The sequence below is a fragment of the Microvirga splendida genome, from assembly GCF_016427565.1.
GTDB lineage: Bacteria > Pseudomonadota > Alphaproteobacteria > Rhizobiales > Beijerinckiaceae > Microvirga > Microvirga splendida.
The window spans coordinates 67,136-93,803 of the sequence record NZ_JAELXT010000011.1 but is presented as its reverse complement, the minus strand read 5'-3'; the positions used below and the strand labels follow the sequence as shown (position 1 = coordinate 93,803).

25 protein-coding genes are annotated in these 26,668 nt (G+C 65.8%); 10 read left to right on the top strand and 15 right to left on the bottom strand.

What is annotated here, in order from left to right:
• Positions 1-144: 144 nt before the first annotated feature.
• On the top strand, positions 145-1,158 hold the full coding sequence (locus JAO75_RS12705) for an asparaginase (RefSeq protein WP_199049511.1): 1,014 nt from the start codon (positions 145-147) through the stop codon (positions 1,156-1,158).
• 6 nt (positions 1,159-1,164) lie between these two features.
• Here JAO75_RS12705 and JAO75_RS12700 read toward each other — a convergent pair whose 3' ends face one another.
• From JAO75_RS12700 to JAO75_RS12685, 4 genes are all read right to left on the bottom strand, one after another.
• Positions 1,165-1,956 (bottom strand): bestrophin-like domain, encoded by a 792-nt coding sequence (locus JAO75_RS12700; protein WP_199049510.1) that lies wholly within the window; start codon positions 1,954-1,956, stop codon positions 1,165-1,167.
• 93 nt (positions 1,957-2,049) lie between these two features.
• Positions 2,050-3,036 carry a methylmalonyl Co-A mutase-associated GTPase MeaB gene (gene meaB / locus JAO75_RS12695; protein WP_199049509.1) on the bottom strand — a complete coding sequence of 329 codons (987 nt, stop codon included), beginning with the start codon at positions 3,034-3,036 and terminating at the stop codon, positions 2,050-2,052.
• 82 nt (positions 3,037-3,118) lie between these two features.
• On the bottom strand, positions 3,119-3,550 hold the full coding sequence (locus JAO75_RS12690) for an anthrone oxygenase family protein (RefSeq protein ID WP_199049508.1): 432 nt from the start codon (positions 3,548-3,550) through the stop codon (positions 3,119-3,121).
• A gap of 91 nt (positions 3,551-3,641) precedes the next feature.
• Positions 3,642-4,400, bottom strand: a complete 759-nt coding sequence (locus tag JAO75_RS12685; protein WP_199049507.1) for a DUF3750 domain-containing protein — start codon at positions 4,398-4,400, stop codon at positions 3,642-3,644.
• 180 nt (positions 4,401-4,580) lie between these two features.
• On the opposite strand from JAO75_RS12685, the gene JAO75_RS12680 reads away from it, so the two are divergent.
• The gene (locus tag JAO75_RS12680; RefSeq protein WP_199049506.1) at positions 4,581-5,561 is read left to right on the top strand and encodes an alpha/beta hydrolase; all 981 of its coding nucleotides are present in this window, start codon (positions 4,581-4,583) and stop codon (positions 5,559-5,561) included.
• Between the two features lie 161 nt (positions 5,562-5,722).
• On the opposite strand, the gene JAO75_RS24855 is transcribed toward JAO75_RS12680, so the two are convergent.
• From JAO75_RS24855 to JAO75_RS12645, 7 genes are all read right to left on the bottom strand, one after another.
• Positions 5,723-6,889, bottom strand: coding sequence for a family 16 glycosylhydrolase (locus JAO75_RS24855; RefSeq protein WP_246742479.1), 1,167 nt, complete (start codon positions 6,887-6,889; stop codon positions 5,723-5,725).
• Positions 6,890-7,068: 179 nt separating this feature from the next.
• Positions 7,069-9,231, bottom strand: coding sequence for a methylmalonyl-CoA mutase (gene scpA, locus JAO75_RS12670; protein ID WP_199049505.1), 2,163 nt, complete (start codon positions 9,229-9,231; stop codon positions 7,069-7,071).
• Positions 9,232-9,328: 97 nt separating this feature from the next.
• The gene (locus tag JAO75_RS12665; RefSeq protein WP_199049504.1) at positions 9,329-9,697 is read right to left on the bottom strand and encodes a hypothetical protein; all 369 of its coding nucleotides are present in this window, start codon (positions 9,695-9,697) and stop codon (positions 9,329-9,331) included.
• 140 nt (positions 9,698-9,837) lie between these two features.
• On the bottom strand, positions 9,838-10,218 hold the full coding sequence (locus JAO75_RS12660; RefSeq protein ID WP_199049503.1) for a hypothetical protein: 381 nt from the start codon (positions 10,216-10,218) through the stop codon (positions 9,838-9,840).
• A gap of 46 nt (positions 10,219-10,264) precedes the next feature.
• Complete coding sequence (locus tag JAO75_RS12655; RefSeq protein WP_199049502.1) at positions 10,265-12,235, bottom strand: methylmalonyl-CoA mutase family protein; 1,971 nt, start codon at positions 12,233-12,235, stop codon at positions 10,265-10,267.
• Between the two features lie 114 nt (positions 12,236-12,349).
• On the bottom strand, positions 12,350-12,781 hold the full coding sequence (locus JAO75_RS12650; protein ID WP_199049501.1) for a hypothetical protein: 432 nt from the start codon (positions 12,779-12,781) through the stop codon (positions 12,350-12,352).
• A gap of 755 nt (positions 12,782-13,536) precedes the next feature.
• Positions 13,537-13,917 (bottom strand): DUF2267 domain-containing protein, encoded by a 381-nt coding sequence (locus JAO75_RS12645; protein WP_199049500.1) that lies wholly within the window; start codon positions 13,915-13,917, stop codon positions 13,537-13,539.
• A 122-nt stretch (positions 13,918-14,039) separates the two neighbouring features.
• On the opposite strand from JAO75_RS12645, the gene JAO75_RS12640 reads away from it, so the two are divergent.
• The 3 genes from JAO75_RS12640 (at position 14,040) to JAO75_RS12630 (ending at position 17,326) form a co-directional block, all read left to right on the top strand.
• Positions 14,040-15,578, top strand: a complete 1,539-nt coding sequence (locus JAO75_RS12640) for a helicase HerA-like domain-containing protein (protein ID WP_199049499.1) — start codon at positions 14,040-14,042, stop codon at positions 15,576-15,578.
• Between the two features lie 81 nt (positions 15,579-15,659).
• Positions 15,660-17,042, top strand: coding sequence for a M20/M25/M40 family metallo-hydrolase (locus JAO75_RS12635; protein ID WP_199049498.1), 1,383 nt, complete (start codon positions 15,660-15,662; stop codon positions 17,040-17,042).
• A gap of 89 nt (positions 17,043-17,131) precedes the next feature.
• The gene (locus tag JAO75_RS12630; protein WP_199049497.1) at positions 17,132-17,326 is read left to right on the top strand and encodes a hypothetical protein; all 195 of its coding nucleotides are present in this window, start codon (positions 17,132-17,134) and stop codon (positions 17,324-17,326) included.
• Between the two features lie 16 nt (positions 17,327-17,342).
• On the opposite strand, the gene JAO75_RS12625 is transcribed toward JAO75_RS12630, so the two are convergent.
• Positions 17,343-18,020, bottom strand: a complete 678-nt coding sequence (locus tag JAO75_RS12625) for a haloacid dehalogenase type II (protein WP_199049496.1) — start codon at positions 18,018-18,020, stop codon at positions 17,343-17,345.
• A gap of 161 nt (positions 18,021-18,181) precedes the next feature.
• On the opposite strand from JAO75_RS12625, the gene JAO75_RS12620 reads away from it, so the two are divergent.
• From JAO75_RS12620 to JAO75_RS12610, 3 genes are all read left to right on the top strand, one after another.
• Positions 18,182-19,057 (top strand): branched-chain amino acid aminotransferase, encoded by an 876-nt coding sequence (locus JAO75_RS12620; protein ID WP_425523182.1) that lies wholly within the window; start codon positions 18,182-18,184, stop codon positions 19,055-19,057.
• 95 nt (positions 19,058-19,152) lie between these two features.
• Positions 19,153-19,872, top strand: a complete 720-nt coding sequence (locus tag JAO75_RS12615) for a DUF1194 domain-containing protein (protein WP_199049494.1) — start codon at positions 19,153-19,155, stop codon at positions 19,870-19,872.
• 52 nt (positions 19,873-19,924) lie between these two features.
• The gene (locus JAO75_RS12610; RefSeq protein WP_199049493.1) at positions 19,925-21,097 is read left to right on the top strand and encodes an adenylate/guanylate cyclase domain-containing protein; all 1,173 of its coding nucleotides are present in this window, start codon (positions 19,925-19,927) and stop codon (positions 21,095-21,097) included.
• Here the strand turns inward: JAO75_RS12610 and murJ are convergent.
• On the bottom strand, positions 21,078-22,604 hold the full coding sequence (murJ, locus tag JAO75_RS12605; RefSeq protein ID WP_199049492.1) for a murein biosynthesis integral membrane protein MurJ: 1,527 nt from the start codon (positions 22,602-22,604) through the stop codon (positions 21,078-21,080). The genes JAO75_RS12610 and murJ overlap by 20 nt on opposite strands.
• Before the next feature lie 3 nt (positions 22,605-22,607).
• Entirely contained in the window at positions 22,608-23,594 is a 987-nt protein-coding gene (locus JAO75_RS12600) for a glycosyltransferase (RefSeq protein ID WP_199049491.1), read from the bottom strand.
• Positions 23,595-23,689: 95 nt separating this feature from the next.
• On the opposite strand from JAO75_RS12600, the gene JAO75_RS12595 reads away from it, so the two are divergent.
• Together JAO75_RS12595 and JAO75_RS12590 are read left to right on the top strand one after the other, a co-directional pair.
• Positions 23,690-24,532 carry a ChbG/HpnK family deacetylase gene (locus tag JAO75_RS12595; protein WP_199049490.1) on the top strand — a complete coding sequence of 281 codons (843 nt, stop codon included), beginning with the start codon at positions 23,690-23,692 and terminating at the stop codon, positions 24,530-24,532.
• A 102-nt stretch (positions 24,533-24,634) separates the two neighbouring features.
• Entirely contained in the window at positions 24,635-25,900 is a 1,266-nt protein-coding gene (locus JAO75_RS12590) for an adenylate/guanylate cyclase domain-containing protein (RefSeq protein WP_199049489.1), read from the top strand.
• Positions 25,901-25,949: 49 nt separating this feature from the next.
• On the opposite strand, the gene JAO75_RS12585 is transcribed toward JAO75_RS12590, so the two are convergent.
• Entirely contained in the window at positions 25,950-26,549 is a 600-nt protein-coding gene (locus JAO75_RS12585; protein ID WP_199049488.1) for a superoxide dismutase, read from the bottom strand.
• Between the last annotated feature and the right edge of the window lie 119 nt (positions 26,550-26,668).

The window sequence follows — 26,668 nt, the reverse complement described above, 5'->3', positions numbered from 1 at the left end:
TAGGGTTTAGGGTGAGCAGCGCTTGGTCGCAAGCGGTCGGTTGCGACGATTTCGCGGTGACCCGTTGGTGAATTGCAACAACGTCCCCTTTGACTTCTGCGGCCGGTGCCTCCACAACACCGCCGTTTTTCGAACGGGGCATTGATGGATAATCCCTTTCTTGTCGAGGTTTCCCGCGGCCATCTGGTCGAGTCGCGCCACCGGGGCAGCGTCTCCGTGGTGGACGCCGAGGGGGCCACGGTTCTGTCGATCGGCGATGTGGACCGGCGCGTTTTTCCGCGCTCCGCCATCAAGGCCCTCCAGGCCATGCCGCTGGTCGAGAGCGGAATCGCCGAGAAATACGGCCTGACCGACGAGGAGATCGCGCTCGCCTGCGCGTCCCATTCCGGTGAGCCGGACCATGTGAGGGTGGCCGCCTCCATGCTGGCCAAGGCGGGCCAGGATGCGGGCTGCCTCGAATGCGGCACCCATTGGCCCATGGGCGAGGCCGCGAACCGGGCCCTGGCGGCCTCGGGGGCAAGCCCCAGCGCGCTCCACAACAACTGCTCGGGCAAGCATGCGGGCTTCATCTGCCTCGCCTGCGGCCAGGGAGAGGCGCCTGCGGGCTACGTGCTGGCGGACCACCCGGTCCAGCGCACCATCCGCGAGGCCCTGGAGGACATCACGGGCGCCTGCCACTCGATCGAGAAGAGCGGCATCGACGGCTGCTCGATCCCCACCTATGCGGTCCGGCTTCCGTCGCTCGCCTTCGGGTTCGCCCGGTTCGGCACCGGAATCGGCCTGCCGGGCGAGGGCAAGGCGGCCGCCGCCCGCATCCGCAAGGCCGTGGCCCGCCATCCCTTCATGGTAGCCGGCACCGGCCGGTTCGACACGAAGCTGATGGAGTGTCTCGGCGAGCGCGTCTTCGTGAAAGTGGGCGCGGAGGGCGTTTATTGCGCCTCGTTCCCGGAACTCGGCTACGGGATCGCCCTGAAGGCCGACGACGGCCATGCCCGGGCTGCCGAGGCCATGATGGCCAGCCTCGTCCTGCGCTTCCTCGACCTGAGCGATGAGGAGCGCCAGACCGTCGAGGCGCTGGCGCAGCCGGTGCTCAAGAACTGGAACGGCATCGAGGTCGGCCAGATCCGGCCGACCCCGGAGATGACGGGCGCGGCTTAAGCCGTTTCAGGCCCGTGGTTGCATCTGCTGGCGGGCCTGGATGAGGTCATCGGGTCGAAGACCATGCGCGCCGTGAAACGGTCGGTCGAGCACGGCGACCATGTAGACGACGAGGCCGATGAAGGCCATCAGCACGCCGCCGAGGATAAAGTGGGTCGTCCGCTTCAGATCGAAGAGCCAGAGGGTGAAGACGTTGAGCGCCGCGCCGACCATGACGACGGTCCAGATCACCCTCGGAATGCTTGTTCCCGCCGCCTGCACCCGAAGACGCCGCTGCTCGATGAACTCGGCGAAAGCTCTCAAGGCCTCGCCATGAAGCAGGTCCTCGCCAGTGGCCCGGTCGGGCCTGAAGCCGAGAAGCTCCCGGCTTAAGCGATCAACCAGCCGCATGCCCGGCGTGGAGACCTGATTGCCTTGCTGGAAAGCCCAGCCGGGGCCGGTCTCCTCATCGACATACTTGAGCAATGTTTCTGAAAGTGACGTGCGGGCAGGCTCCGGATAGCCGCTGAAGATGTTGTAGAGAGCAACTGCGCTCGAGCCCTCCCGCCCAACCGCATCCTGCGCCTTGTTGTAATTCTCGAAAACCGCGATCGAGAGCAGGGCCAGAAGGACCCCGTAGTAGAGCGAGAAGGCGTTCAGGAGCAGGCCGACAACCGTATTCGCGTCCCTCTCCCCACGCAGCAGACGACTGACGACCGGTTGCAGCAGCGCCGAGCCGATCAGGGTCGGCACTACGAAGATCAGGCAGACGATGGCGCCGCCGAGCAGAAGGGGCAGCTGATGCAGCTGGTCGATCACGATGCGATCCGCTCCTGTCCTGACAGGCCATAGAGGCGCCTCAGGATTGAAGCCGGTTTTCGAGCCCGGATCAGGTGCAATTGCGGATAGGGGCTAGATTCCCAGCAGCGTCACGATCTCGCTCGCCGCCGCATTGGGCGACAGGGTGCCGTCGGCGATGGCGCGCTCGATCTCCGGCACGCGCCGGCGCAGGGCGGGATCGTGGGTGAGGCGCTCGTGCAGGCGCTCGTGGACGAGAGCCCACATCCATTTCGTGTCCTGCGCCCGCCGCTTGGCGGCAAGCTCCCCGGTGGCTTCCAGGCGCTTGCGGTGGTCGAGCACCTTGGTCCAGAGCTCGTCGAGCCCCTGGCCGGTCAGGCCCGAGACCGTCAGCACGGGCGGCGTCCAGGTCGGCGAGGCAGGGGCCAGGATGTGCAGGGCGGCCTTGTACTCGGCCGCCGCCGCCTTGGCCTTCGCGCCCACGTCGTCCGCCTTGTTGACGGCGATCAGGTCGGCGAGCTCCAGGATGCCCTTCTTGATGCCCTGGAGCTCGTCGCCAGCGCCCGGCAGCATGAGCACGAGGAAGAAATCGGTGAGGTCCGCCACGGCCGTTTCCGACTGCCCGACGCCCACGGTCTCAACCAGGATCACGTCGAACCCGGCGGCCTCGCAGAGCAGCATGGTCTCGCGGGTCTTCGCCGCGACTCCGCCGAGGGTGCCGGAGGAGGGCGAGGGGCGGATGAAGGCATTGGGGTCGGCGGCGAGCCGCGCCATGCGGGTCTTGTCCCCGAGAATCGCCCCGCCGGTGCGCGTCGAGGAGGGGTCGACGGCGAGCACCGCCACCTTGTGGCCCTTCTCGGTGAGCATGGAGCCCAGGGTGTCGATGGTGGTGGACTTGCCCACGCCGGGAACCCCGGTGATGCCGATGCGCACGGCCTTTCCGGTGCGGGGCATGAGTTCCTGGAGAAGCGCGCGCGCTGCCTCCCGGTGGTCGGGCCGGCGCGATTCCATGAGCGTGATGGCGCGCGCGAGCGCCGCGCGGTCGCCGCTGGCGACAGCTTCAGCCGATATTTGCGTCTTTTTCTGCAAGCCCCCGGTCATGAGAGAGCTTTAGCGCATCGTGCGGAAAAGTGGATCCGGTTTTTGAACCCTATATCCGTGAGGGAGGCGCCGGGATGCCAAGTCAGGAGAGGGAGGCCCACAGGAAAGCGAGACAGGCCGCAAAGCCAAGCGCGGTGCGAACCGCGTGAAGCATGCCCCACCGCCCGATCATCGCTCGGCTCTCGGGGCCAGCCGCCGCAGGATCGGTCGCCATGAGCCTGTTGTTGGTGGGCATGATGGCGAAGAACGTTACCGGCCAGTTTGCGATCATGAGCAACGCCCCAAGAATCCATCCGACGTGATCGGACTGCCACCATTCCGCGATGCCGAGCAGGAACCCCACGATTGCCAGCGGGGCCTGCATGGACAAGCCGCGCTTGTAGGCTGGCTTCCACTCGATCAGCAGGGATCGGTCGTCCAACTCCAGACGCGCAGGCTGCTCGGCAATATTGATGTAGAGAGCTGCACCGGAGAACACGGCGGCAGCAAGGAGCGCAAGCTGACCTAGGAGCATGTCAGTTCCCTTCAGGGCCTGCCTTCACGAGGCCCCTGCGTCGCGAGCATAGGTCTCACACGTGACCGGGACAATCATCCGGGCTGCGCGTTCACCACGTGATCGGGTCCATGCCGAATCGTCCCCAGGCGGGAATCTTGATCGCCGGGCGGCGCAGGTCGAGGCCGGCGACGAGGCCCATGAAGTCGATCTCGATTCCCTCGATCCAGCCGACCGCGATGCCCGCATAGCCGCCGAGCGAGATCTGAATGCCGGTGCGGCTGGGGGTCAGGCCCACGATGTCGCGCCAGGGCTGCCAGTCCTTCCCGAGCGCCGTCGGGGGCAGGGGAGCGGCGAGTTCGGGCACGGAGCGCATCACATGGGCCACGAAGGTGTTGGAGTTCGGGCCCGGCCAGGCGTTGTAGGCGCCGTAGCCCTGGTAGGGATAGCTCGCCACCGCCCGGCGCACCTGGGGGATCAGCCGCTCGGCCTCAGGCCCTTCGATCACCACCACGGGTTGGGGCGCATTGCCGAACCAGCGCCCGTCCGGCGCCCAGCCGTTGGTGCGCACCGGGCTGCCCCAGCCAACCTTGTCGTAGCGGGTATAGGTGCGGGCGCCGGCCTCCTTCACCACCACCCAGGTGTGGTGGGCGAAGATGCCGCGCCAGCGCCCGACCCGCGCCGCATAGACCGCCACGATGGCCTCGGGAGCCTCCGAGGCGGCGGGCAGGAGCTTCGCGCTCGACCAGTCGGCCGCGCCCCAATTCGGCGCGACATCGTCGCGCATGGTCCACCAGAGGGCATGGGCCCCCAGGGGAAGGATGAAAAGGGCAACGATGACAAGGAGAATGCGGGCGAGGGCGGCGAGCATGGGGTGAAGGTACGGTCGGGCCCTGCCTGCATCAAGGCACCGGACCCTATGCTCATGTTCACCAATGCTTTACCGGGATCCGGCACCAGTGGGGATTGCGGCAGGGCCTTGCCTTGCGCATGCCATGATCGAGGGCAAAACAGCATGACCTTCCCCGTCCCCTCTCGAAATTCAGGCCTCATGCGTTTCTCCTTCTCCCGTGTTGCGATCCTCTGCCTTGCCGGCGTTGCCCTGTCCGGCTGCGTCGGGGAGGATTCGGCGCTCGTCAGCCCTGCTGCCTTCAAGGTCGGCCTGAGCAAGGATCCCAAGCTGCTGATCGCCACCACGCGGCTGCCGGCGGGCGACCCGCCCCAGAAACCCTGGTTCAGCAGCGAGCGCTCGGCCGACATGATCTTCGCGGAAGCCCGCCTGACGCCGCCCTCGGATTCGCTCCTCGGGCGCGTGACCGCAAGCGACTGGACCATCGCCAAGGTCGATAACATCAATCGCAGCAACGCCGCGCAGGCCTTCGCTCAAGCCGCCTTCGGCCGCGACCTGCTGCTCTACATCCACGGCTACAAGGAAAGCTTCGAGACCGCCGCCACCTCGACGGTCGATCTGTCGGATGGCATCAAGTTCGCGGGCGTCACCGGCCTCTTCACCTGGCCGTCCGCCGCGTCGACCTTCAGCTATGTGGCCGACCGCGAGAGCGCCATGTGGTCCCGCGACTCGCTTGAGGACCTGCTGGCTGCCATCGCCAATACCCCGAGCGGCGGGCGCATCCACATCGTGGCGCACAGCATGGGCACGCTGCTGACGCTGGAAACCCTGCGCATGCTGCGCGCGTCGGGCGGCGAGAGCGCCATGGAGCGCATCGGCGCCGTGGTGCTGGCCGCGCCCGACATCGACATCGACCTGTTCGCCCGCGGGCTGGAGCGCCTGGGGACGGACGCGAAGAAGATCACCGTCATCAGCTCCACCAACGACCGGGCGCTCGCCGTCTCGAGCCGGCTCGCCGGCGGCATCGTGCGGGCCGGGGCGGCCGACCGCGAGCGGCTGGAGGCTCTGGGCGTGCGCGTGGCCGACGCCTCTGAGTTCGGCGGCGGCATCATCAACCACGACCTGTTCCTGTCGAACAAGGAAGTGCAGCAGGTGGTGAAGCGCGCGATCGAGCGGTCGTAGTGCATCGTGAGGAAAAGTGGACCCGGTTTTCGCTAGCGCGGCCCGCTGGGTCCGGACCACACGATGCGCTGCTCTCACAGTTGAGCATCGGATGAATCCCCAAAAGTGCAAGTCCACTTTTGGGTCCGATGCTCGATCGACCGCTCGAACAGGAGCGGCGCTCACACGATGAGGAAGTCGTCGTAGCCGAGCTGGGCCTTCCTCACGCCGTCGAAGGTGATGGAGCCGCCATCGGCGAGCTTGAGGACCGCATCGCCGGCGCCATTGTCCTTGATCATCCGGTAGAGGCCGGAGAAGTTCTTCTGGCCTGCAATCGCCTTCGTGATGCGCACCACGTCTCCGCCGAGGGGATCGAAGTCGAGGATCACGTCGTGCCCGGTCGGGCTGCTGCGGTAGATGAAGGTATCCGCACCGCTGCCGCCCGCCAGAGTGTCGTTGCCCTTCAGGCCCTCGAGCGTGTCGTTGCCGCCATAGGCGAAGATGATGTCGTTGAGCGCCGTCGCCACCTTGTCGCCGACCAGCGAGTTGTTGCTGTCGTTGCCCGAGATCGTCGGCTTGATGCTGGGCGCATAGGCGCGGATGTAGTCGATCTGGAACTCGGCCGGGAACACGGTCGTGCTGTCCGGCGCACCGGGCCAGTTGCCGCCGACGGCGAGACCGGCGAGGAGGTACATCGGCTCGTTCATGCCCGCCGGCGTCGCCATGGAGAACACCTGGGTGCCGTCGAGATAGTAGGTGATCGTATCGGCGGTCCACAGCGTGCCGTAGCTGTGGAAGCCGTCCGAGAGATCGATTCCGGTGGAGATCCCTTGAGTCTTGAACGCATGCTTGCCCGTGGCATCCTTCCAGTGCGAGCCGACGTAATAGGTCGACGGATCGTGGCCGAGCAGTTCGAGCACGTCGATTTCCGGCGGCCAGTTGCCGCTCTGCGGCAAGAGCCAGAAGGCGGGCCACAGGCCCTGGCCGGACGGCACCTGCGCCGATATCTCGAAATAGCCGTAGGTCTGAGAGAACGTCCCGTAGGTGTTGATGAGCCCCGACACATAGGGCAGCCCATCCGTCAGGCTCGTATCGGGGGACGGCTGGGCCGTGATGGTCAGAACGCCGTCGCCGGGTTGATACGGATCCCCGGAGATCCGGAACGGATCGAGGCTCGGGTATTGCTGGACCACCGCGGTCGAGCGGTCGGCGAAGTACTGCATCTCGCCGTTGCTCGCCAGCGTCCGCCCGCCCCACCAATACTTCGTGCCCCACACGGACGTATCGAGGTAATTGCCCGTAAATTCGTCGGAGAAGGTCAGCGTGTAATTTTCGAGATTGATGGCCATGGGGTCCCCGCAATTGCTTTAAAGAACTGCAGGAAGCTTCCCATGGGGAATATTACCGATCAATGAAACGGGCGGTGTAACCCGCCCGGGCCGGAGAGGTCGGGTCCCTCATTTGTTCAGAGGGTTATCGCAGGGTTGACAGGCTCCGGATCGTCACGGGCAGGGACGGCGAGGCGGCGCTATTCCGCCGCCTGCTTCGGCCCGTATCCGAGCCGGCCGTTCAGATCCTCGATGAGATTCACAGCGGCATCGGCAATCACGGTGCCGGGCGGGAAGATCGCCGAGGCGCCAGCCTGATACAGCGCATCGAAATCCTGCGGCGGGATCACGCCGCCGACCACGATCATGATGTCCTCGCGGCCGTACTTGGCGAGTTCGGCTTTCAGCTCCGGCACGAGCGTCAGGTGGCCTGCCGCCAGCGACGAGACGCCGATGATGTGCACGTCGTTCTCGATGGCTTGGCGCGCCGCCTCCGCCGGGGTGGCGAAGAGGGGGCCGATATCCACATCGAAGCCGAGATCGGCAAAGGCCGAGGCGATCACCTTCTGACCGCGGTCGTGACCATCCTGGCCCATCTTGGCGACGAGAATGCGCGGGCGGCGCCCGTCGTCGTGCTCGAACTGTTCGACGAGGTTGCGCACCTTCTCCACGGCCGGAGACGCCATGCCGACCTCCCGTTTGTAGACGCCCGAAATCGCCTTGATCTCGGCCCGGTGACGGCCCCAGACCTTCTCCAGCGCGTCCGAAATCTCGCCCACGGTTGCCTTGGCGCGGGCCGCCTTCACGGCAAGGTCGAGCAGGTTGCCGTTGCCTGCAGCGCCCTGCGACAGGGCGTTGAGCGCGGCATCCACATCGGCCTGGTTGCGCTCCATCTTGAGGCGCTTGAGCTTCTCGATCTGGCTCGCGCGCACGGCGGCGTTGTCGACCTTCAGGATGTCGATGGAGGCCTCGTCCGTGGACTTGAAGCTGTTCACGCCGATGATCTTCTGGTGGCCGGAATCGATGCGCGCCTGCGTGCGGGCGGCGGCCTCCTCGATCTTCAGCTTCGGAATGCCGGCCTCGATGGCTTTCGCCATGCCGCCGAGCTGCTCGACTTCTTGGATGTGGCTCCAGGCCTTCTGCGCCAGCTCATAGGTCAGCCGCTCGACATAGTAGGAGCCGCCCCACGGATCGATGATGCGCGTCGTGCCGCTTTCCTGCTGCAGGAAGAGCTGCGTGTTGCGGGCGATGCGGGCCGAGAAATCGGTGGGCAGCGCCAGCGCCTCGTCGAGCGCGTTGGTGTGCAGCGACTGCGTGTGGCCCTGCGTCGCCGCCATCGCCTCGATGCAGGTGCGGGTGACGTTGTTGAACACGTCCTGCGCGGTGAGCGACCAACCGGAAGTCTGCGAGTGCGTGCGAAGCGGCAGCGACTTCTCGCTCTGCGGGTTGAAGCCCTTCACGAGCTTCGCCCAGATGAGGCGCGCCGCGCGCATCTTGGCCACTTCCATGAAGAAGTTCATGCCGACTGCCCAGAAGAACGACAGGCGCGGCGCGAACTGGTCGATGGTGAGGCCGGCCGCAATGCCCGCGCGGATGTACTCGACGCCGTCGGCCAGCGTGTAGGCGAGCTCCAGATCCTGCGTCGCGCCTGCCTCCTGCATGTGGTAGCCGGAGATCGAGATGGAGTTGAACTTCGGCATGTTCGCGGAGGTGTAGGCGAAGATATCCGAGATGATGCGCATCGACCCTTTTGGCGGGTAGATGTAGGTGTTGCGCACCATGAACTCTTTGAGGATGTCGTTCTGGATCGTGCCCGAGAGCTTGGGGGCGGGCACGCCCTGTTCCTCGGCCGCCACGATATAGAGCGCCAGGATCGGCAGCACCGCGCCGTTCATGGTCATCGACACGCTCATCTGATCGAGCGGGATGCCGGCGAACAGGGTGCGCATGTCGTAGATGGAGTCGATGGCGACCCCCGCCATGCCTACGTCACCCGAAACGCGCGGGTGGTCGGAATCGTAGCCGCGATGGGTGGCGAGATCGAAGGCCACCGACAAGCCCTTCTGGCCGGCCGCCAGATTGCGGCGGTAGAAGGCGTTGGAATCCTCAGCCGTGGAGAAGCCGGCATACTGGCGCACGGTCCAGGGCTGGTTGACGTACATGGTTGGATAGGGACCACGCAGGAACGGCGCGATGCCCGGATAGGTGTCGAGGAAGTCGAGGCCTGCGCGATCCTCTGGCCCGTAGGATCCCTTCACGGCAATGCCCTCCGGCGTCAGCCACGGCTCGGCCGAGGCTTTCGGGGAGGATGCCAGGGGAGCGTCGGCAAAGGCGACGCTCGCGAAATCCGGGATGCTGGTCATGGGATGAAACGGATGCCCTTGCCGGTGGAAACGGATCGAATGAGGTGCATTCTAGGGCATCCGTCTGCGCGATGCTATCGGCGCAAGGTCTGAGCCGTCACCCCCGCTTCTCGGCGTTCCAGTAGCCGGAGCAGACCCGCCCGCCGGAGGTGGTCCAGGTGCCGCGGCCCATGGTGCCCGAGAGCCGGCCCGAGACGTTGGCCCGGTCCTGACCGCGCGAGATGCTGGCGGAGACGGAGCCGTTCGATTGAACCCGGCCGTTCACGTTGAAGCTCTCGGGACCGCCGTAGCGGGCTTGGCCGTTCTGGACGATGACCGGGTAGCGATAGGCCCGGTCGCAGGCGCCCTGCTCGGTGACCACCTCCACGCTCCAGTTGCCGTCGAACCGGTTGGTCTGAGCTTGGGCCTGGGGAGACATCGCGAGGGCCACGAGGGCGGCGCCGCCGAGCCAGGAAAGAACACGCATGAAACACTCCTTGAACAACAATGAATTGGTTGAACCAACGTGGGTGTTTCGGGCGGGGTTCCTCTCCCGGGACGGGCAGCCGCAGGCATGAAAAAGCCGCCGCATCGGACGATGCGGCGGCTTGAGGGAAGCGCGGCAGGTCAGCTCTGCGCGACGCTTGAGCGCTTCTGGGCGTTCCAGCGGCCGGAGCAGCCGTAGGAATCGACCTTCCAGACGCCGGAGCCGGACTGGCCCGCCAGGCTGCCGGAGGCCTGGGCCTGGGCGGAACTGCGGCGGATGTCGAGGCTCACGGAACCGTTGGTGGCGATCCGTCCGTTGATCTGCGCCGGCGTGTCGCCGGGCGTGCCGTGGTAGCGCACATTCCCCTGCTCGACCGTGATGGCATAGGTGTTGGTGCCGCAGATGCCGGACTCGGTCACCATCTGCACCTGCCAGGTGCCGTCGTGCTGGCTCTTGGGAGCGGCCAGGGCCGCGCCGGTGCAAACCATGCCGAGGCTCAGGGCCACAGCCGTTGTCTTCATGAAATTCGTCACCGCGGTCCCCCCGGTTGGTGGCCGGGAGGAGACCTCAAGCCTCCGCGCAGGCCATATCGAGAGCCTCGCCGAGAACCTTGAGGGTGTCGCACCCGGAAAAAATGAAGGTTGTGATGCCCGCTCCGGTCAGCTCTTTCTGATCTTCCCCGGGTCGGCCAGCCAGGAACATAAGTTTTGCTCCCGCCTGATGCAAGGTCCTTGCGGTCGCAGGGGCATGAAGTTTGTAAATTTCGTCAGTAGAGCAGATGCAGCTAATCTTGGCTTTACTGTCGATGAATGTCTGTTCAAGTTTCTTATGGTCCGTTAATCCATCGTTCATGATGGCTTCTATTCCTCCGGCCTCGAAGAAATTCTTGGCGAAGGTTGCGCGGGCGGTGAAATCGGCCGCGGAGCCGAGATTGGCCAGGAAGACGCGCGGCCGCGATCCCGTCCGGGCCCGATAGGCGTCGGCGCGGTCGCGCAGGCGCTCGAAAGCTTCCGCCGTACGGACCGAGGGCAGGGGGGCGACCGCCACCGCTTCCGAGGCCGCAGCCGTGGCAGCAAGCTGCGGCAGCGTCGATCCGCCCGCGGCCATCTGCACGAGGGAGGCGAATGAGGTTTCCTTTGCGCCCGCTGCAACAGGCGATGCCGGGCCGCCGTTCTCCTTCGCATCCGGCATCGGCATCAGCACCGTCACGTCCGCCTCATGGATGTTGGGAAACTCGCTCGTGCCGGTGATCGGCTCCCTGCGGGTGGCGACGGCCTTGTCCCGCTGGGCGCGCACGGCGGCGATACGGGCCTGCAGCGTTCCGCCCTTCAGGCTCTCCAGAATGCCGCCCTCGCGCTCGATCTCCTGGAACAGCCCCCAGGCCTTGTCGCAGAGCGCATCGGTGAGCGCCTCAAACCCGCCGGCGCCGGCCGCGGGATCGGCCACGCGGGCGAGGTTCGACTCGTCGAGCAGGATCAGTTGCGTGTTGCGCGCGATCCTGCGGGCGAACGCATCGGGCAGGCCGAGCGCTGTCGTGAACGGCAGCACCGTGATCGCGTCCGCCCCGCCGATGCCGGCCGAGAACGCGGCCACCGTGGTGCGCAGCATGTTCACCCACGGATCGCGCCGCGTGGTCATGCGCCAGGCGGTTTCCGCATGGAGGCGGATCGGCCTCGGCTCCAGGCCGCAGGCCTGCTCGACCCGCGCCCACAGGCGGCGCAGGGCCCGCAGCTTCGCGACTGTGAGGAACTCGTCCGCATCGGCCACGAGCAGGAACGACAGCGAGCGTCGCGCCGCATCGAGCGAATGCCCTGCGGATTCCAGGCCGCGCAGATAGCCGAGACCCGTCGCCAGCACGGCCGCGAGTTCCTGCGCCTCGCTGGCGCCGGCTTCGTGATAGGCGCGTCCGTCGGCGAGGAACGCACGGCCGCCGAAGCCCTGCTCGCTCAGGTGCGCAAGCGTGTCGCCCATCCGCCGGGCCATCACGTCCCAGGCGGCCGACATGCGGCCCATGGCGGCCATGGCGCTGAGCGGATCGAGGCCGAGATCGAGGGAGAGGTCGGCGAGTTTGTGGCCGCGCCGCTCGGCGAGCGCCAGCACGAGCGCCGCCATCTGGCGGCCGTGGCCGCCCGCATCGACGCGCAGATGAATGAGGTCGAGCATGACGCCGTCGAGCGCCCGGTCGAGATCCTCGATGGAGTCGATCGCGACGCCGAAGCCGCGTGCGGCAGGCGCTTTCCGGGTGACGAGAGTCAGCGCGTCGGCGCCGCCTTCGAGATCAGCCAGCGCCAGCTCATTGGCCCTTGCCGGCTCGGGATGATCGACCCGCTGCGAGACGCGCCAGCGGCCGGCCTGCTCGCGCGCCACCGGCGCAGAACCTTCCGCCTTCGGGTAGAGCGGCTCGATGGCGATGCCGTCGTGGCTGCGGGAGACGAGCTTCTTCTGGAAATCCGCGCCCTTCAGCACGCCTTCGACCCGCTTGAGCCATTGCTCGCGGGTCGCTTGCGGAAAATCGGCGGCGAGAGAGAGATCGTCCATGAGGGCCTCGTCCGGAGCAGGGCTGCGCGAATGGTGCGGGACAATACCGCGGTGGGGCGGTGAGGGAAATGCCTCCATCTTCCAAGAGACCATCACCGCTGAGTGGAGAACTCATCACTCCCGCTTGAACATCGCCAAGAGTTTCCGAAGCCAGAGGGACGACAGGGCAGGTTGAGACAGATTTGTAGGCTTCCACCATTCGCCGGATTGGGTCTCCCGCTGAAAATCAAACTGCTGGTTCGAGACGGAGATTATGCCTCCATCAGCATAAGCAACGAGGGCGAGAATGATTGGGCTTTCTGTTTCAGCCTGTTCGACCGCCTCGTGTACCATCATCGTAGGCGGCTGGGCTCCATGAGCGGCGACGAGATAGGTGTTGGGGTTGTCACCCCACAGAAGGTTACTTTCTTCCAGGTATGGCTTGAGGGCAGTTGCGTCGACTGGCTTTGACGGTTCTTCACCCTTGAAATCGAGAAGAAACAGCCTCAATCCGCGGCTTTCCAGGAATTCCGCAATCGGCTCCACGCTCTGGTGCAGGTATCTCATGAACGCATGACCACATTATTGTAGTAGCTGTACCTCTCCGTACGCTCTATCGAAATGAAATGTTGTATAAATTCAATTTGTCCAAGGTGTCATCCCGTCCTGCGTCACTTGGAATGACACGAGAATTTTTAGTTTCGAGCGAATTGCGAAAGCCTCGGGGTCAGGTACAGGATGAGGCGCGCGAACCCTCCCCCCGTTGCGGGGGAGGGTGGCGAGCGGAGCGAGCCGGGAGAGGGGAAGTCCTCATTTGAACTCGGCCCCTCTCCCGGTCCTTCGGACCACCCTCTCCCGCTGAAGGGGAGAGGGAAGGCGCACGTATGTTCTCACTCTGTTCTTGACAGTTGTCTTAAGCTCGGCTATATCGTTGTGCATTCCCGCCCTTCGAGGGGCGCGCTCGCGAGGCGTCGCAGGAGTGGGGTGGGAAGCGGTCCCGCCGCAGGTCTCGCACCCCTGTGATCGCGGGTGGCCGATCCTGGCTCTGACCAGGTCCGCTGAAACAAACCGCGCGTGACGAGCAGTCTGGCTCTCACCTTCCACACAACCATCGAGCCGGGCTGCCCAGCACGCCACCCTCGACACACCTTCAGGCTCGCAGCACATCGCTGCGGGCCCCAAGGCGCTGGCTCTTTGACACAGGCGTCGTCCTCGACCCACCCGCGTCATGGCCGGCCCTGTGCCGGCCATCCCGATCCTCTGAGGTGCCGCTCGTCATCACCGGCACAAGGCCGGTGATGACGCGTCGTTAGACCTGTCGATCAGACGAACTGCGACAGACCGGGGATCGAGCCGACGATGGGGCCCATCACGTCCTCGCCGGCCTTCTCGCGGCCATAGGCGAAGAGCTCCTTGCCCAGCGGCTGCATCTGGCCCATGGACACGCCGATGCCCATGAGCTGGCCGCCGAGCGCCATCACGCCGCCGCCCATGGAGCCCATCATGCCCATGAGGCCGCCGCTGGCGCCGGTCTTCGACTGCTCGATGGCATCCATGGCACCGGGCATCGCCTCGATAAGCTGGTTGACCTCGTTCTGCGGCCCTTCCTTCTGGAGGTAGCCGAGAATAATGCCGATCGCCTTGCGGGCGGTCGCTGCGTCGAGGCCCGTCTTCTGCGTCACGCGGGCGATGAGCTCTTCCATTTGATTCTCCTGGGAAAGGTTCGGCACGATAGTTCACAGCTGAACTGTTAAATCAAGAAACCTGAGAGTGGAAACTCGTGGCGACGCTTCTAAGATCCATTCAGGAGTATTGGAGAAGCACGATGCTACAGGACGGGACAATCTTCATCGGCAAAAGCACCAAGCCGGAATATCTCGATCTGAGGCTCGCGAACCGCCACGGCCTCGTGACGGGAGCCACGGGCACGGGCAAGACCGTCTCCCTGCAGGTGCTGGCGGAAGGCTTCTCCAACGCGGGCGTTCCGGTCTTCGCCGCCGACATCAAGGGCGATCTCTCTGGGATCGCCGCCCCCGGCAACGGCAAGGAGCCCCTGGTCAAGCGCGCCAAGGACATCGGCATCGAGTATGTTCCGGACAAGTTCCCGGTGGTGTTCTGGGACCTGTTCGGCGAGCAGGGCCACCGGGTACGGGCGACGATCTCCGAGATGGGGCCGCTGCTGCTCTCGCGCCTGCTCGATCTCAACGACACGCAGGAGGGCGTGCTCAACATCGCCTTCCGCATCGCCGACGAGCAGGGGCTGCTGCTGCTCGACCTGAAGGACCTGCGCGCCTTGCTGCAGCTCATCGCCGAGAATGCCAGCGAACTCACCACCGCCTATGGCAACGTGTCGAAGGCCACCATCGGGGCCATTCAGCGTCAGCTCCTCGTGCTGGAGAACCAGCAGGGCGACGAGTTCCTCGGCGAGCCGGCACTCGACATCAAGGACCTGATGCGCACCGACCGCGATGGGCGCGGCATCGTCAACATCCTGGCGGCGGACAAGCTCATGAGCAATCCGCGCCTCTACGCGACTTTCCTGCTCTGGCTCATGTCGGAGCTGTTCGAGGAGCTGCCGGAGGTGGGCGACCTCGACCAGCCCAAGATGGTGTTCTTCTTCGACGAGGCGCATCTGCTCTTCAACGACGCGCCGAAGGCCCTGGTCGAGACGGTGGAGCGTGTCGTGCGCCTCATCCGGTCCAAGGGCGTCGGCGTCTATTTCATCACGCAGAACCCGGCCGACATTCCCGAGAGCGTGCTGGCGCAGCTCGGCAACCGCATCCAGCACGCGCTGCGCGCCTATACCCCACGCGAGCAGAAGGCCGTGCGCGTGGCCGCGCAGACCTTCCGGCAGAACCCGGCCTTCGATACGGAGAAGGCCATCACGGAACTCGGCGTCGGCGAGGCGCTGGTCTCGACGCTCGAGGGCAAGGGCGCGCCATCCATGGTCGAGCGCACGCTCATCGCGCCCGCCATGGCGCAGGTGGGGCCGATCGAGCTCACCGAGCGCCAGGGGATCATCGCGTCGAGCCCCATGAAGGGCAAATACGATCAGTCGGTCGATGTGGAATCGGCTTATGAGATGCTCGCCAAGCGCGCCGAGCAGGCCGCCGCCGACGCGAAGGCGGCGGAAGGGGGAGGCGGCATCCTCGACATGCTCGGCGGCCTCTTCGGAACGACGGGCCAGCGCAAGGGCTCGATGACGGTCGGCCAGCGCGTCACCCGCGAGGTGACGCGAACCATCGTCAACCAGACGGTCGGCAACCTCGCGGCCGAGATCGGCAAGTCCATCGGCGGCCGCCAGGGCAGCTCCATCGGCCGCGCCATCGTGCGCGGCACCCTGGGCGGGCTGCTGCGGCGCTAGCCGATCCGTCTTTCTCCTCTTGCGGCATCCTCCCGTTGGATGCACCTTGTCGGCCGCCATACACACCAACACAGGGCCACCATGTCCCAGCTCGACCAAGTTCTTGCAAAGATCGATTCCGACCTCGACACCTCCCTGGAGCGCCTGTTCCAGTGGCTCAAGGTTCCGTCCATCTCCACCGATCCCGCCTACAAGGACCATTGCCGCACGGCCGGCCAGTGGCTCGTCGACGAGCTGAAGAACATCGGCATCGAGGCATCCTTGCGCGAGACGGGCGGGCACCCGGCCGTGGTCGGTCACGCCAAGGGCGACGCGAAGCTGCATGTGCTGTTCTACGGCCACTACGACGTGCAGCCGGTCGATCCGCTGGAGCTGTGGGAGCGGCCGCCCTTCGAGCCGCGCATGATCACCCTGCCCGACGGCCGCAAGGCCATCAGCGCCCGCGGCTCCTCCGACGACAAGGGTCAGGTGATGACCTTCGTCGAGGCCTGCCGCGCCTGGAAATCCGTGACGGGCTCGCTGCCGATCAACATCACCTTCCTGGTCGAGGGCGCCGAGGAGGACGGCTCCAAGTTCCTGCCCGAGTTCATCGAGGCCAACAAGGACGAGCTGAAGGCCGACGTGGCACTCGTCTGCGACACGGGCATGTGGGACCAGAACACGCCCGGCATCACCTCGTCTTTACGCGGCATGGTCTATGAGGAGATCATCGTCCGCTGCGCCGACCGGGACCTGCATTCCGGCACCTTCGGGGGCGCTGCGCGCAACCCGATCCATGTGCTCTCGAAGATCATTGCCGCCATCCACGACGACAACGGCCGCATCACCATTCCCGGGTTCTACGACGGCGTTCATGAAACGCCCACGCAGGTGCTGGAGCAGTGGAAGGGCCTGAACCTGACGGAGGAGGAGTTCCTCGGGCAGGTCGGGCTGAAGCACTCGGCCGGCGAGAAGGAGCACATGCTCATCGAGCAGATCCAGTCGCGCCCGACCTGCGACGTGAACGGCATCATCGGCGGTTACACGGGCGAGGGCACCAAGACGGTGATCGCGGCGGAAGCCCGCTGCAAGGTCTCCTTCCGCCTCGTGGGCGATCAGGACCCGGTTGCGATCTCCAAGAACTTTGAAGCCTTCGTGCGCGAGCGCATTCCCGCCGACTGCTCTGTGGAGTTCATCCACCACAAGGGCTCGCGGGCCTTGGCGCTGCCGCACGACTTCCCGGCCATCACGGCGGCGAAATCCGCGCTGCACGACGAATGGCAGAAGGATCCTATCGTCATCGGCATGGGCGGCTCGATCCCGGTGGGCGGCGACTTCAAGCGCACGCTCGGCCTCGACACGCTCTTCGTCGGCTTCGGCCTCGACGACGACCGCATCCATTCGCCGAACGAGAAGTACGACCTCAACAGCTTCCACAAGGGCACCCGCTCCTGGGCGCGGATCCTGGCGGCCCTGGCGAAGTAAGGGCTGAAGCAAGAGCCAAGGAGGGGCGGGCTGATCACCCCTCCGTTTCCTGTCCCGCATCATTCATCACCGATTTATGGGGAATGCTTATGGATCGCTGGCCTGTCCCAGGAACTCAGGCATGGCCGACGGGATGGCGCCTTGTCGTCCTGGGCCTGAGCGTCGCGGCATCGATCGCCCTTGCCCTTACCGCCGGCTGGGGCTTCTGGGGTGCGCTCGTTCTGTCGGTGATCGCCGTTCCAACCGCCGATCTGGCCTTTCGCCGGCTGGCGGCCAGGCGGTGAGCCTCGGGCGTCGATCTCACACGAGCCCGTCGAGGGACGGGATGACGGCTCGGGGCGCGAGTTCCGCATACTCGTCCGGCAGGCCGAGCCGGTTGACCCATATCGCGTGCAGGCCGAATGCGGCGGCGCCCGCAATGTCCCAGCGGTTCGAGGACACGAAGGCGATCTTGTCGGCGCTTAACGACAGGGCCTTGAGCGCGAGGTCGTAGGTCCGCGGGCTCGTCTTGAACACCTTGGCTGCATCGACCGAGAGGACAGCATCGAAGCGATCGGTGAGACCCGCCGATTCCACGGCGGCCTTCAGCATGCCCGGGTCGCCGTTCGACAGGATGCCGGTTTTCAGGCCGCGCGACCGCAACCTGTCCAGTGCCGCCGCAACCTCGGCATAGGCATCGAGCGAGCGATAGGCCTCGAGCAGCATCGGCCGGACCGAGCGGTCGACATCGGGAAATCGGGCGAAGGCATAGTCCAGGGCCTTCTCCGTCAGGGACCAGAACGGCTCGTACTGCCCGGCGAGCGACAGCACCCACGAATACTCAAGCTGTTTCGAACGCCAGACCTCGGAGAACCGCGCAGCGTCCGGCCCGACGGCTCCCATGTGGCGGCCGACGGCCGAATGCACGTCGAACAGGGTTCCATAGGCGTCGAACACGACGGCGCGGATCGGGGCGGGGAGGGTTGCGGAAGATGACATGAAGGCAAGCTTCGCACCGGATTTCCCCATAGGCAACCGATCAGCCCTTCGCATGGGACCCATCACAAGACTTTATGCCCCGGCCAGCAACCAAGCGATTGACGGGGGCGGCTCCAGAGGGTTCGATGGGACAGGATTTCTGACCGATAAGGACAATGCACGTGGCTTGGTATTCGCAAACCTGGAACTGGTTCAACGGCAGCTGGCAGGAGGGCAATCCGCCCCTGATCGGGCCGCGCTCCCACGTGTCCTGGCTCGGCTCCTCGGTGTTCGACGGCGCCCGCGTGTTCGAGGGCGTGGCCCCCGATCTCGACCTTCACTGCGAGCGTGTGAACCGCTCCGCGCTGACCATCGGCCTCAAGCCCACCATGGAGCCTCGCGCCATCGTGGATCTCGTTCGCGAGGGCGTGAAGAAGTTCGCGCCCGGCACGGCGCTCTACGTGAAGCCCATGTACTGGGGCGAGGCCGAGGGCCTGGCCACCATCGCGCCAGATCCGGAATCGACCCAGTTCTGCCTGTCCCTCTTCGAGGCGCCCATGCCGGTGCCGGGCGGCAGCTCGCTGACGAAGTCGAGCTTCCGTCGTCCGACCCTCGAATCCATGCCGACCGATGCGAAGGCCGGTGCCCTCTATCCCAACAACGCCCGCGTGATCCGCGAGGCGAAGGAGAAGGGCTTCGACAACGCTCTCGTGTGCGATGCTCTCGGCAACATCGCCGAGACCGCGACCTCCAACGTGTTCATGGCCAAGAATGGCGTGGTCCATACGCCGTATCCGAACGGTACGTTCCTCAATGGCATCACGCGCCAGCGCGTGATCCAGCTCTTGCGCGACGACGGCGTCCAGGTGGTCGAAGGCACCCTGCGCTACGAGGATTTCGCCGGCGCCGACGAGATCTTCATCTCGGGCAACTATTCCAAGGTGATGCCGGTGCTGCGCATCGATTCCCGCGATCTCCAGCCCGGCCCGTTCTACCGCCGCGCCCGCGAGCTCTACTGGGCCTTCGCCCACGACAAGGGCGTCCTCAAGGCCGCCTGAGCGCCTTCAACGAAGTTGTGAACGATGCACGAGGCGGCGATGGTCGCCTCGTGCCCTACATGGCTCCAGCATTGCGCTCAAAGCTGGAGCCTTCGATGCGGTTCGTTCTGAAAAGCCTTGTGGCCTTTTGTCTTCTAACGGCTCCGGCCGCGGCAGAGCCCGTCGATCTGGAGCTGGTCTTCGCGGCCGACGGCTCGGGCTCCATCGACAATGAGGAACTGCGCCTCCAGCGGCAGGGCTGGGCCGATGCGCTGACCAGCCCCGATGTGCTCACCGGCATCAAGGACGGCCCCCTCGGGGCCATCGCCGTCGCCTTCATGGAATGGGGCGGGCCGAGTTCCCAGGTGCTCATCGTCGACTGGCACGTGATCCGCGACGAGGCGAGCGCGAAGGTGTTCGCCGACAAGCTCCTGAGCGCTCCCCGAGGCGCGACGGGCTACAACTCCATCTCCAACGCCATCGATTTCTCCGTGCGTCTCGTGGAGAGCAATGCCCATGACGGAACGCGCAAGGTCATCGACGTCTCGGGCGATGGGCCGAACATGAACGGCCGGTCCCTGGAGCAGGTGAGGGAGGAGGCGCTGGCCAAGGGCTTCACCATCAACGCGCTCGCCATCCGCCGCCCCGGCAGCGGCCGGCCGGGCGGGCCCGGCGGGATGTCGCTGGAGGATTACTATGCGCAGAACGTCATCGGCGGGCCCGGCTCCTTCGTCGAGATCGCCGACGAGATGCGGCCCTTCGCGCTGGCCGCCCGCCGCAAGCTCCTGACGGAGATCGCCGGGACGGGCGGGGCTACGCGCCATGCAAGGCGTTGACGGAAGACCTTCTGCCTGAGGACATTCCCGATCGGGATGCTAGAGTGAGCCCATGGCGAATCTCGAAAGCTGGATCATCGAACAGGGGCTGCGCGGCGCGAACGTGACGGCGCTGCTCTCCGGCTTCGTCGACGGGCTGAGCGCGGAGGGCGTGCCGCTGGTGCGGGCCTACATTGCCCTGCCGACCGTCAACCCGACGATCCGCGTCTATACCCATGTGTGGACCCGGTCTTCCGGCACGATGGTCGAGGGCGTTTCGCATGAGCGAAACACGAATGCCTTCGAGTCCAGCCCCTTTGCCTACATGATGCGGACTGAGCAGACCGAAGGCTACTGGCGTGTCGACGGTCCGGACGCCGAGCGGTTCGGCGTGTTCGAGGATGTGCGGCGCGAAGGCGGAACGGATTACCTCGCGCGCCTCTTCAGCTTCGAGAATGCGAGCGCGCCCGATCTGCGCGGCATCGGCATCTCCTTCTCGTCCGGCCGCCCCGAAGGCTTTCTGCCGGCGGAAGTCGCCCGCATCGACGCGCTTCTGCCGCTCCTGGGGCTCGCCGCCTACCGCATGACCCTCTTCGATCTCACGGTCGCGATGCTGGACACCTATGTGGGCCTGTCCGCCGGCCGGCGGGTGCTGAGCGGCGAGATCCGGCGCGGCGTCGGCACGACCCTGACAGCCGCCCTGCTGTTTGCCGATCTGCGCGGCTTCACCTCCCTGGCCGATGCCTCGGGCATGGATCTGATCGGCCGTCTCGACCAGCACCTGGAGGCGATGGCCGAGCCGGTCGCGGAGCAATGCGGCGAGGTGCTCAAGTTCATGGGCGACGGCGTTCTGGCGGCTTTTCCGATCTCGGAGCACCGCTCCCGGGAGGAGGCCTGCGCGGCCGCCATTCGGGCCGCCCAAACGGCGCTCGAACGCAACGAGGCGGTCAACCGCCGGCACAGGACCCCGCTGAGCCTGGACATCGCGCTCCATTGCGGGGACGTGTTCTACGGCAATATCGGGGCCGCCGGGCGCCTCGACTTCACGGTGATCGGCCCTGCCGTGAACGAGGCGAGCCGCATGGAAGCCCTGTGCAGCACCCTCGACTGCGCCCTGATCCTCTCGGAGAGCGTGGCCTCGGTGAGCCCGGTGCCGGTCCGCTCCCTCGGCAGCCATCGCCTGCGGGGCATCGCTGCGGAGCGGGAGCTGTTCACCCTCGCGCCCGTCAGCGGCGCGACAGCCTGACCCCGAGGGCTTTCAGCCCCACCAGCAGCGCACCGCCATAGAGGAGGGCGCCGGTTATCCCGAGGATTGCGAGCAGGATTTCGCTGTTCCAGGCGGGGAGCCGGGCGGTCCACTCGGACAGCGGAACCGGTGCGAACCAGGCGAAGGCTCCGAGCAGGAGGCTCGCCACGCCAACGGCCGCTGCCGTGCGGCCCAAGGTGCCGCCAGGGGCCATCCAGTCCTTCCGCACGGCGAGAAGGACGAGGAGCCCGAGATTGACCCAGATGCCGATCGCGGTAGCAAGCGCCAGGCCGACAACCCCATAAGGACCCGTCAGCACGATTTTCAAGGCCACGTTCACCGCCACCGCCGTCAGCGATGCGATGAGCGGCGTCACGGTGTTGGAGCGGGAATAGAAGCTCGCCACCGCGGAGCGGATGAGCACGGCGGCGGGCAGGCCGATGGCATAGGCGGCAAGCACGGCGCCGGAGCGCTCGGCGGCGGCTGCATCGAACGCGCCGCGCTGGAACAGGGCCGACATGATCAGGTCGGGCATGGTGACGAAGGCCACGACGAACGGAGCCGCCAGCGCCAAGGTCAGCCCCACGGCCCGGTTCTGGGCGCCGTGGGCGCCGGTCACGTCGCCGGCGGCGATGCGGCGGCTCATCTCCGGCAGCAGCACGGTACCGGCGGCGATCCCGATCACGCCGAGAGGGAGCTGATAGATGCGTTCGGCATAATAGAGCGAGGCGACCGCGCCGGTCGGCAGCAGCGAGGCGATGATCGTGTCGGCGAAGAGGGCGAGCTGCACGCCCGCCGAGCCGATGACCGCCGGCCCCAGCACCTTGAAGAAGTGCTTCATGGCCGGATCGAAGCGCGGCGCCTCAAGCCTCGGCGCGATGCCGAGGCGCCTGGCCGAGACCCAGACCAGCAGCAGTTCGAGCACGCCCGCCGCCGTGACGCCCCAGGCGGCGGCATAGCCGGCATTCGGGAACAGGAAGGCCACGGCGAGCGCCGCCACGATGGAGACGTTGAGCAGCACGGGCGCGGCAGCGGCGGCCGCAAAGCGCTCATGGGCGTTGAGGATCCCCGACAGGATCGTCACCAGGGTGATGAAGAGGAGATAAGGGAAGGTGATGCGGGTGAGCGTCACCGCCAGGTCGAACTTGGCCGGGTCGTCGGCGAAGCCGGGAGCGAGCAGGGTCACCACCACGGGCATGCCGATGAGGGCTGCTGCCAGCAGCACCACCTGGACGATCAGCATGAGGGTGCTGATGCGGCTCGCGAACGAGCGGGCCGGGGCGGCGCCCTCCCGTTCGAGGACACCCGCATAGGTGGGCAGGAAGGCGCTGTTGAAGGCCCCCTCGCTGAAGATGGCCCGGAAATGGTTGGGAATGCGGGAGGCCACCACGAAGGCGTCGGCGATGGGGCCTACGCCCACGACGGCGGCCAGCACCACGTCGCGGACGAAGCCGGTCAGGCGGGACACCAGCGTCCAGCCGCCGACGGATAGGATCTTCTTGAACATGGATCAGGCCCGGCGCAGTCGGTAATTGTCGGGAACGAGGTCGCTCGAGATCTCCGCAGCGCCGCCGATCCGCTCCGCCACCACGTAGAGCGGCCGTCGCTTCACCTCGGCGAAGATGCGGCCGACATATTCACCGACGATGCCGAGCGACATGAGCTGGATGCCAGAGAAGAACATGATCGAGACGATCAGGCTCGGGAAGCCGGGCAGGTCGGTGCCGAACAGGAGCGTGCGGACCATGAAGAACAGGGCCGTGGCGATCGCCAGGAACGAAACCAGGAACCCGATATAGGTCCAGATCCGCAGCGGCACGGTGGAGAAGGCCGCGATGCCGTCGAAGGCGAAGCGGAAGAGCTTCCTGAAGCTCCATTGGGTGGTGCCGAAGCGGCGCTCCTCCACCACGAAGGGCACGCCCGTGGCCTTGAAGCCGATCCAGGCATAAAGCCCCTTCGAGAAGCGCGCCCTCTCGCCCAACGTCCTCAGGACCTCGACCCCCTTGCGGTCGATGAGGCGGAAATCGCCCGCGCCCTCGGGCAGGGGGATCTCCCCGAAGCGGGAGAAGAGCTTGTAGAACGCCTGGGCGAAGCCGCGCTTGGCCCGGGTCTCGTCCGAGCGGTCGGTCCGCTGGCCGTAGACCATGAGGTAGCCGTCCCGCCAGCGCTCCACGAAGGCTTCGATCATTTCCGGCGGGTGCTGAAGGTCGGCATCCATGATCACCACCGCATCGCCGCTGGCGTGATCGAGCCCGGCCGCGATGGCGATCTCCTTGCCGAAGTTGCGGCTGAAGGAGACGGCTCCGATCCGCGGCTCCTTCCGGCCGATGTCCTTGATGATGGCCAGGGTGTCGTCCCGGCTGCCGTCGTCCACGAAGACCACTTCCCAAGCGGAGGTGATCCGGTCGAGGACCGGCAGCAGGCGCTCGCAGAGGGGCGCGATGTTGGCGCTCTCGTTATGAACCGGGATGATGACGCTGAGCTTGGGCGACGCCACTGGATGACCCCTTGATTGTCGGGCTGCATCAAGAGCCGAGTTTGCGCCTTTGCTCAAGAGGATTAGGGTGCGGCAGAACCGTTTTCAGGACATTCATGAGCTTCTCCCGCAACGTCATCCTCTGTGCCGACGATTTCGGCCTCGCCGAAGGGGTGAGCCGGGGCATCGTCGAGCTGTCGGAGATGGGCCGCCTCTCGGCCACGGGAGCCATGACCAACATGCCCGGCTGGCGGCGGGCTGCGGGGAGTCTGAAGCCGCTGAGGGGCCGGATCGCCGTAGGCCTTCACCTCAATCTCACCACGGGATCGCCCCTGGCCCCCATGCCGCAGCTTGCCCCGTCCGGCATGCTTCCCACGCTCGGGGATCTCCTGCCGAAGGCTTTGAAGCGCCAGCTTTCGGCGGATGAAATCGCCCGGGAGATCGAACGTCAGCTCGACGCCTTCATCGATGGCCATGGAGCGGCGCCGGCATTCGTCGACGGCCACCAGCACGTGCATGTGCTTCCGGGGATCAGGCCTGCTCTGATCGAGGTTCTGCGGAAGAGGGGGTATGCCGGGCGTGTCTGGCTTCGCGATCCCTCGGATCGGGTGGCCGCGATCCTGCGCCGCCCCATCGGGCGCAGCAAGGCGCTGGTCGTGAAGTCCCTGAGCCGGGGCTTTGCACGAGGCGCTCATGCTGCCGGATTTCAGACGAACAAGGGCTTTTCGGGCTTTGCCCCGCTCGACCTCTCCGTCCCGGCGGCCCGCGTGTTCGAGGAGGCATTCTCGAGGCTCGGGCCTCACCCGGTCGTCATGTGCCATCCGGGGTATGTGGACGACGAGCTGCGGGCGCTCGATCCGGCGGTGGAAAGCCGTGTCGCGGAGCTGGACTATCTGAAGTCCGATGCTTTCGGTGAGTTGCTGGCGGACAGGCGGTTGAAGCTCGCTCCTGTCCCTTGAGACGGAGCAGGGCCTCAATTTTCCCTGAAATTCAAGGAATATCGCGTATAGTCAGGACAGTGCAGGCTTATCCGGGGGCTGAGGGGCCAAGGGAGAAGGCCGATGCAGGAGGCGTCCTCCGTCAACGAGGCTGAGCGGCTGGCTGCGCTTGCCCTCTATCAGGTGCTCGACACGCCGCCCGAATTCGCCTTCGATGCCGTGACCGAGCTTGCGGCGGAGATCTGCAACTGCCCCGTGGCGATCGTCAGCCTGATCGACGAGCGGCGACAATGGTTCAAGTCCAAGTATGGCCTGCCGGCCGATTTCACCGAATGTCCTCGCGAGATCACCGTCTGCAACTCCACGGTCTGCGCGAACGATCTCGTCTACGTGCCCGACCTGACGGCCCATGAGCGGTTCAAGCATGTCGGCGTGGTGACGGGCGAGCCGCATCTGCGTTTCTATTGCGGCATGCCGCTGATCTCGCGCGAGGGCTACGGCCTGGGGACCCTATGTGTGGTGGCCTTCGAGCCGCGGGAGCTGCGCCCATCCCAGCGGGAGGCCGTGCGCCGTCTCGCGCAGCAGGCCATGGCCCTGCTCGAGCTGCGGCGCCAGCTTCTGGAGCGCAACGCCCTGTTGACCGAACTGGCTCAGGCCAAGGCCTCGGCCGAGGAGGCGCGGGACCAATCCGAGCGATTGCTGCGCAACATTCTGCCGGAGCCGGTGGCCCACGAGCTGCAGCATCGTGGAAAGGTCGAGCCCCGCTTTCATGAGGCGACCACCATCCTGTTTGCGGATTTCAAGAAGTTCACCCTGCTCACGGAGTCCCTCGACCCCGCGCGGCTCATCGATCAGCTCGACCAGAATTTCGGGCGCTTCGACGAGATCGCGGTCAACAACCGGCTGGAGACCATCAAGACCATCGGCGATGCCTATCTTTGTGCAGGCGGGTTGCCCATGCCGAGCCGTACGCACGCCATCGACACCTGCCTGGCGGCGTTGCAGATGCAGGCCTTCATCCGGAGCGCCAATCGCCAGCGCGAAAAATTTCGCCTCGCGCCCTGGGAGCTGAGGATCGGTATCAACTCAGGCCCGGTGATCGCCGGTATCGTCGGGCATCGCCGCTTTACCTATGACATCTGGGGCAATGCGGTGAATGTCGCGCAGCGCCTCGAGGAGGCCTGCGAGCCCGGGCGGGTCAACATCTCCGCCAGCACGTTCCATCATGTCTCCCGCCTGTTCGACGCGGAGGCACGAGGATCGGTCGGCGTCAAACATATCGGCGCCACCGATATGTACTTCCTCGACCGCATCCGGCCCGAGTTCAGCGCCGACGCGGACGGGGTGACGCCCAATGCGGAGTTCTGGCGCGCGAGCGGCGCAGGATAAAATAAAAACGGGCCTCCGAAGAGGCCCGTTTGACGGTGCGGTATATCGCTTACTTCGTCGCCTGCTCGAACATCTCCTCGACATGCTCCCAGTTCACGAGATTGTCGAGGAAGGCTTTCACGTAGTCGGGGCGGCGGTTGCGGTAGTCGATGTAGTAGGAATGCTCCCACACGTCGCAGCCGAGGATCGGCTGGGCGCCGTGGACCAGCGGGTTCTCGCCGTTCGGGGTCTTCATGACGGTGATCTTGCCATCCTTGACCGCAAGCCAGGCCCAGCCCGAACCGAACTGGCTCACGCCGGCCTGGATGAAATCTTCCTTCATCTTGTCGACCGAGCCGAGATCCTCGACGATCTTCTTCTCGAGCTTGCCGGGGAGGGCGCCGCCGCCATTGGGCTTCATCCACATCCAGAAGTGGATGTGGTTGTAATGCTGTCCCGCATTGTTGAAGAGGGCCTGGTTCTTGCCGTAGGAGCCCTTCACGACCTCCTCGACGCTCTTGCCCTCGAATTCCGTGCCTTTCAGCAGGTTGTTGCCGGTGTTGACGTAAGCCGCGTGGTGCTTGTCGTGGTGAAACTCCAGGGTTTCGCGTGACATGTAGGGCTGCAGGGCGTCATAGGCATAAGGCAGTTCGGGCAGGGTGAACGACATCGGCGTCTCCTTTGGATTGAGCGACCCGGGGCATCGGACCCGAAAGTAGTGGCGACTTTGGGGTCGATCCGATGCCCGTCTTGTGCGACCGCGCATCGCCGGATGCGCTTGAGCGTTAG

What these genes read in the sequence shown, in the direction of transcription:
- JAO75_RS12705 (WP_199049511.1), top strand. Translation starts at nt 145, where the DNA reads ATGGATAATCCCTTTCTTGTCGAGGTTTCCCGCGGCCATCTGGTCGAG.
- meaB (WP_199049509.1), bottom strand. Translation starts at nt 3,036, where the DNA reads ATGACCGGGGGCTTGCAGAAAAAGACGCAAATATCGGCTGAAGCTGTC.
- JAO75_RS12690 (WP_199049508.1), bottom strand. Translation starts at nt 3,550, where the DNA reads ATGCTCCTAGGTCAGCTTGCGCTCCTTGCTGCCGCCGTGTTCTCCGGT.
- JAO75_RS12685 (WP_199049507.1), bottom strand. Translation starts at nt 4,400, where the DNA reads ATGCTCGCCGCCCTCGCCCGCATTCTCCTTGTCATCGTTGCCCTTTTC.
- JAO75_RS12680 (WP_199049506.1), top strand. Translation starts at nt 4,581, where the DNA reads ATGCGTTTCTCCTTCTCCCGTGTTGCGATCCTCTGCCTTGCCGGCGTT.
- JAO75_RS24855 (WP_246742479.1), bottom strand. Translation starts at nt 6,889, where the DNA reads ATGGCCATCAATCTCGAAAATTACACGCTGACCTTCTCCGACGAATTT.
- scpA (WP_199049505.1), bottom strand. Translation starts at nt 9,231, where the DNA reads ATGACCAGCATCCCGGATTTCGCGAGCGTCGCCTTTGCCGACGCTCCC.
- JAO75_RS12665 (WP_199049504.1), bottom strand. Translation starts at nt 9,697, where the DNA reads ATGCGTGTTCTTTCCTGGCTCGGCGGCGCCGCCCTCGTGGCCCTCGCG.
- JAO75_RS12660 (WP_199049503.1), bottom strand. Translation starts at nt 10,218, where the DNA reads ATGAAGACAACGGCTGTGGCCCTGAGCCTCGGCATGGTTTGCACCGGC.
- JAO75_RS12655 (WP_199049502.1), bottom strand. Translation starts at nt 12,235, where the DNA reads ATGGACGATCTCTCTCTCGCCGCCGATTTTCCGCAAGCGACCCGCGAG.
- JAO75_RS12650 (WP_199049501.1), bottom strand. Translation starts at nt 12,781, where the DNA reads ATGAGATACCTGCACCAGAGCGTGGAGCCGATTGCGGAATTCCTGGAA.
- JAO75_RS12645 (WP_199049500.1), bottom strand. Translation starts at nt 13,917, where the DNA reads ATGGAAGAGCTCATCGCCCGCGTGACGCAGAAGACGGGCCTCGACGCA.
- JAO75_RS12640 (WP_199049499.1), top strand. Translation starts at nt 14,040, where the DNA reads ATGCTACAGGACGGGACAATCTTCATCGGCAAAAGCACCAAGCCGGAA.
- JAO75_RS12635 (WP_199049498.1), top strand. Translation starts at nt 15,660, where the DNA reads ATGTCCCAGCTCGACCAAGTTCTTGCAAAGATCGATTCCGACCTCGAC.
- JAO75_RS12630 (WP_199049497.1), top strand. Translation starts at nt 17,132, where the DNA reads ATGGATCGCTGGCCTGTCCCAGGAACTCAGGCATGGCCGACGGGATGG.
- JAO75_RS12625 (WP_199049496.1), bottom strand. Translation starts at nt 18,020, where the DNA reads ATGTCATCTTCCGCAACCCTCCCCGCCCCGATCCGCGCCGTCGTGTTC.
- JAO75_RS12615 (WP_199049494.1), top strand. Translation starts at nt 19,153, where the DNA reads ATGCGGTTCGTTCTGAAAAGCCTTGTGGCCTTTTGTCTTCTAACGGCT.
- JAO75_RS12610 (WP_199049493.1), top strand. Translation starts at nt 19,925, where the DNA reads ATGGCGAATCTCGAAAGCTGGATCATCGAACAGGGGCTGCGCGGCGCG.
- murJ (WP_199049492.1), bottom strand. Translation starts at nt 22,604, where the DNA reads ATGTTCAAGAAGATCCTATCCGTCGGCGGCTGGACGCTGGTGTCCCGC.
- JAO75_RS12595 (WP_199049490.1), top strand. Translation starts at nt 23,690, where the DNA reads ATGAGCTTCTCCCGCAACGTCATCCTCTGTGCCGACGATTTCGGCCTC.
- JAO75_RS12590 (WP_199049489.1), top strand. Translation starts at nt 24,635, where the DNA reads ATGCAGGAGGCGTCCTCCGTCAACGAGGCTGAGCGGCTGGCTGCGCTT.
- JAO75_RS12585 (WP_199049488.1), bottom strand. Translation starts at nt 26,549, where the DNA reads ATGTCGTTCACCCTGCCCGAACTGCCTTATGCCTATGACGCCCTGCAG.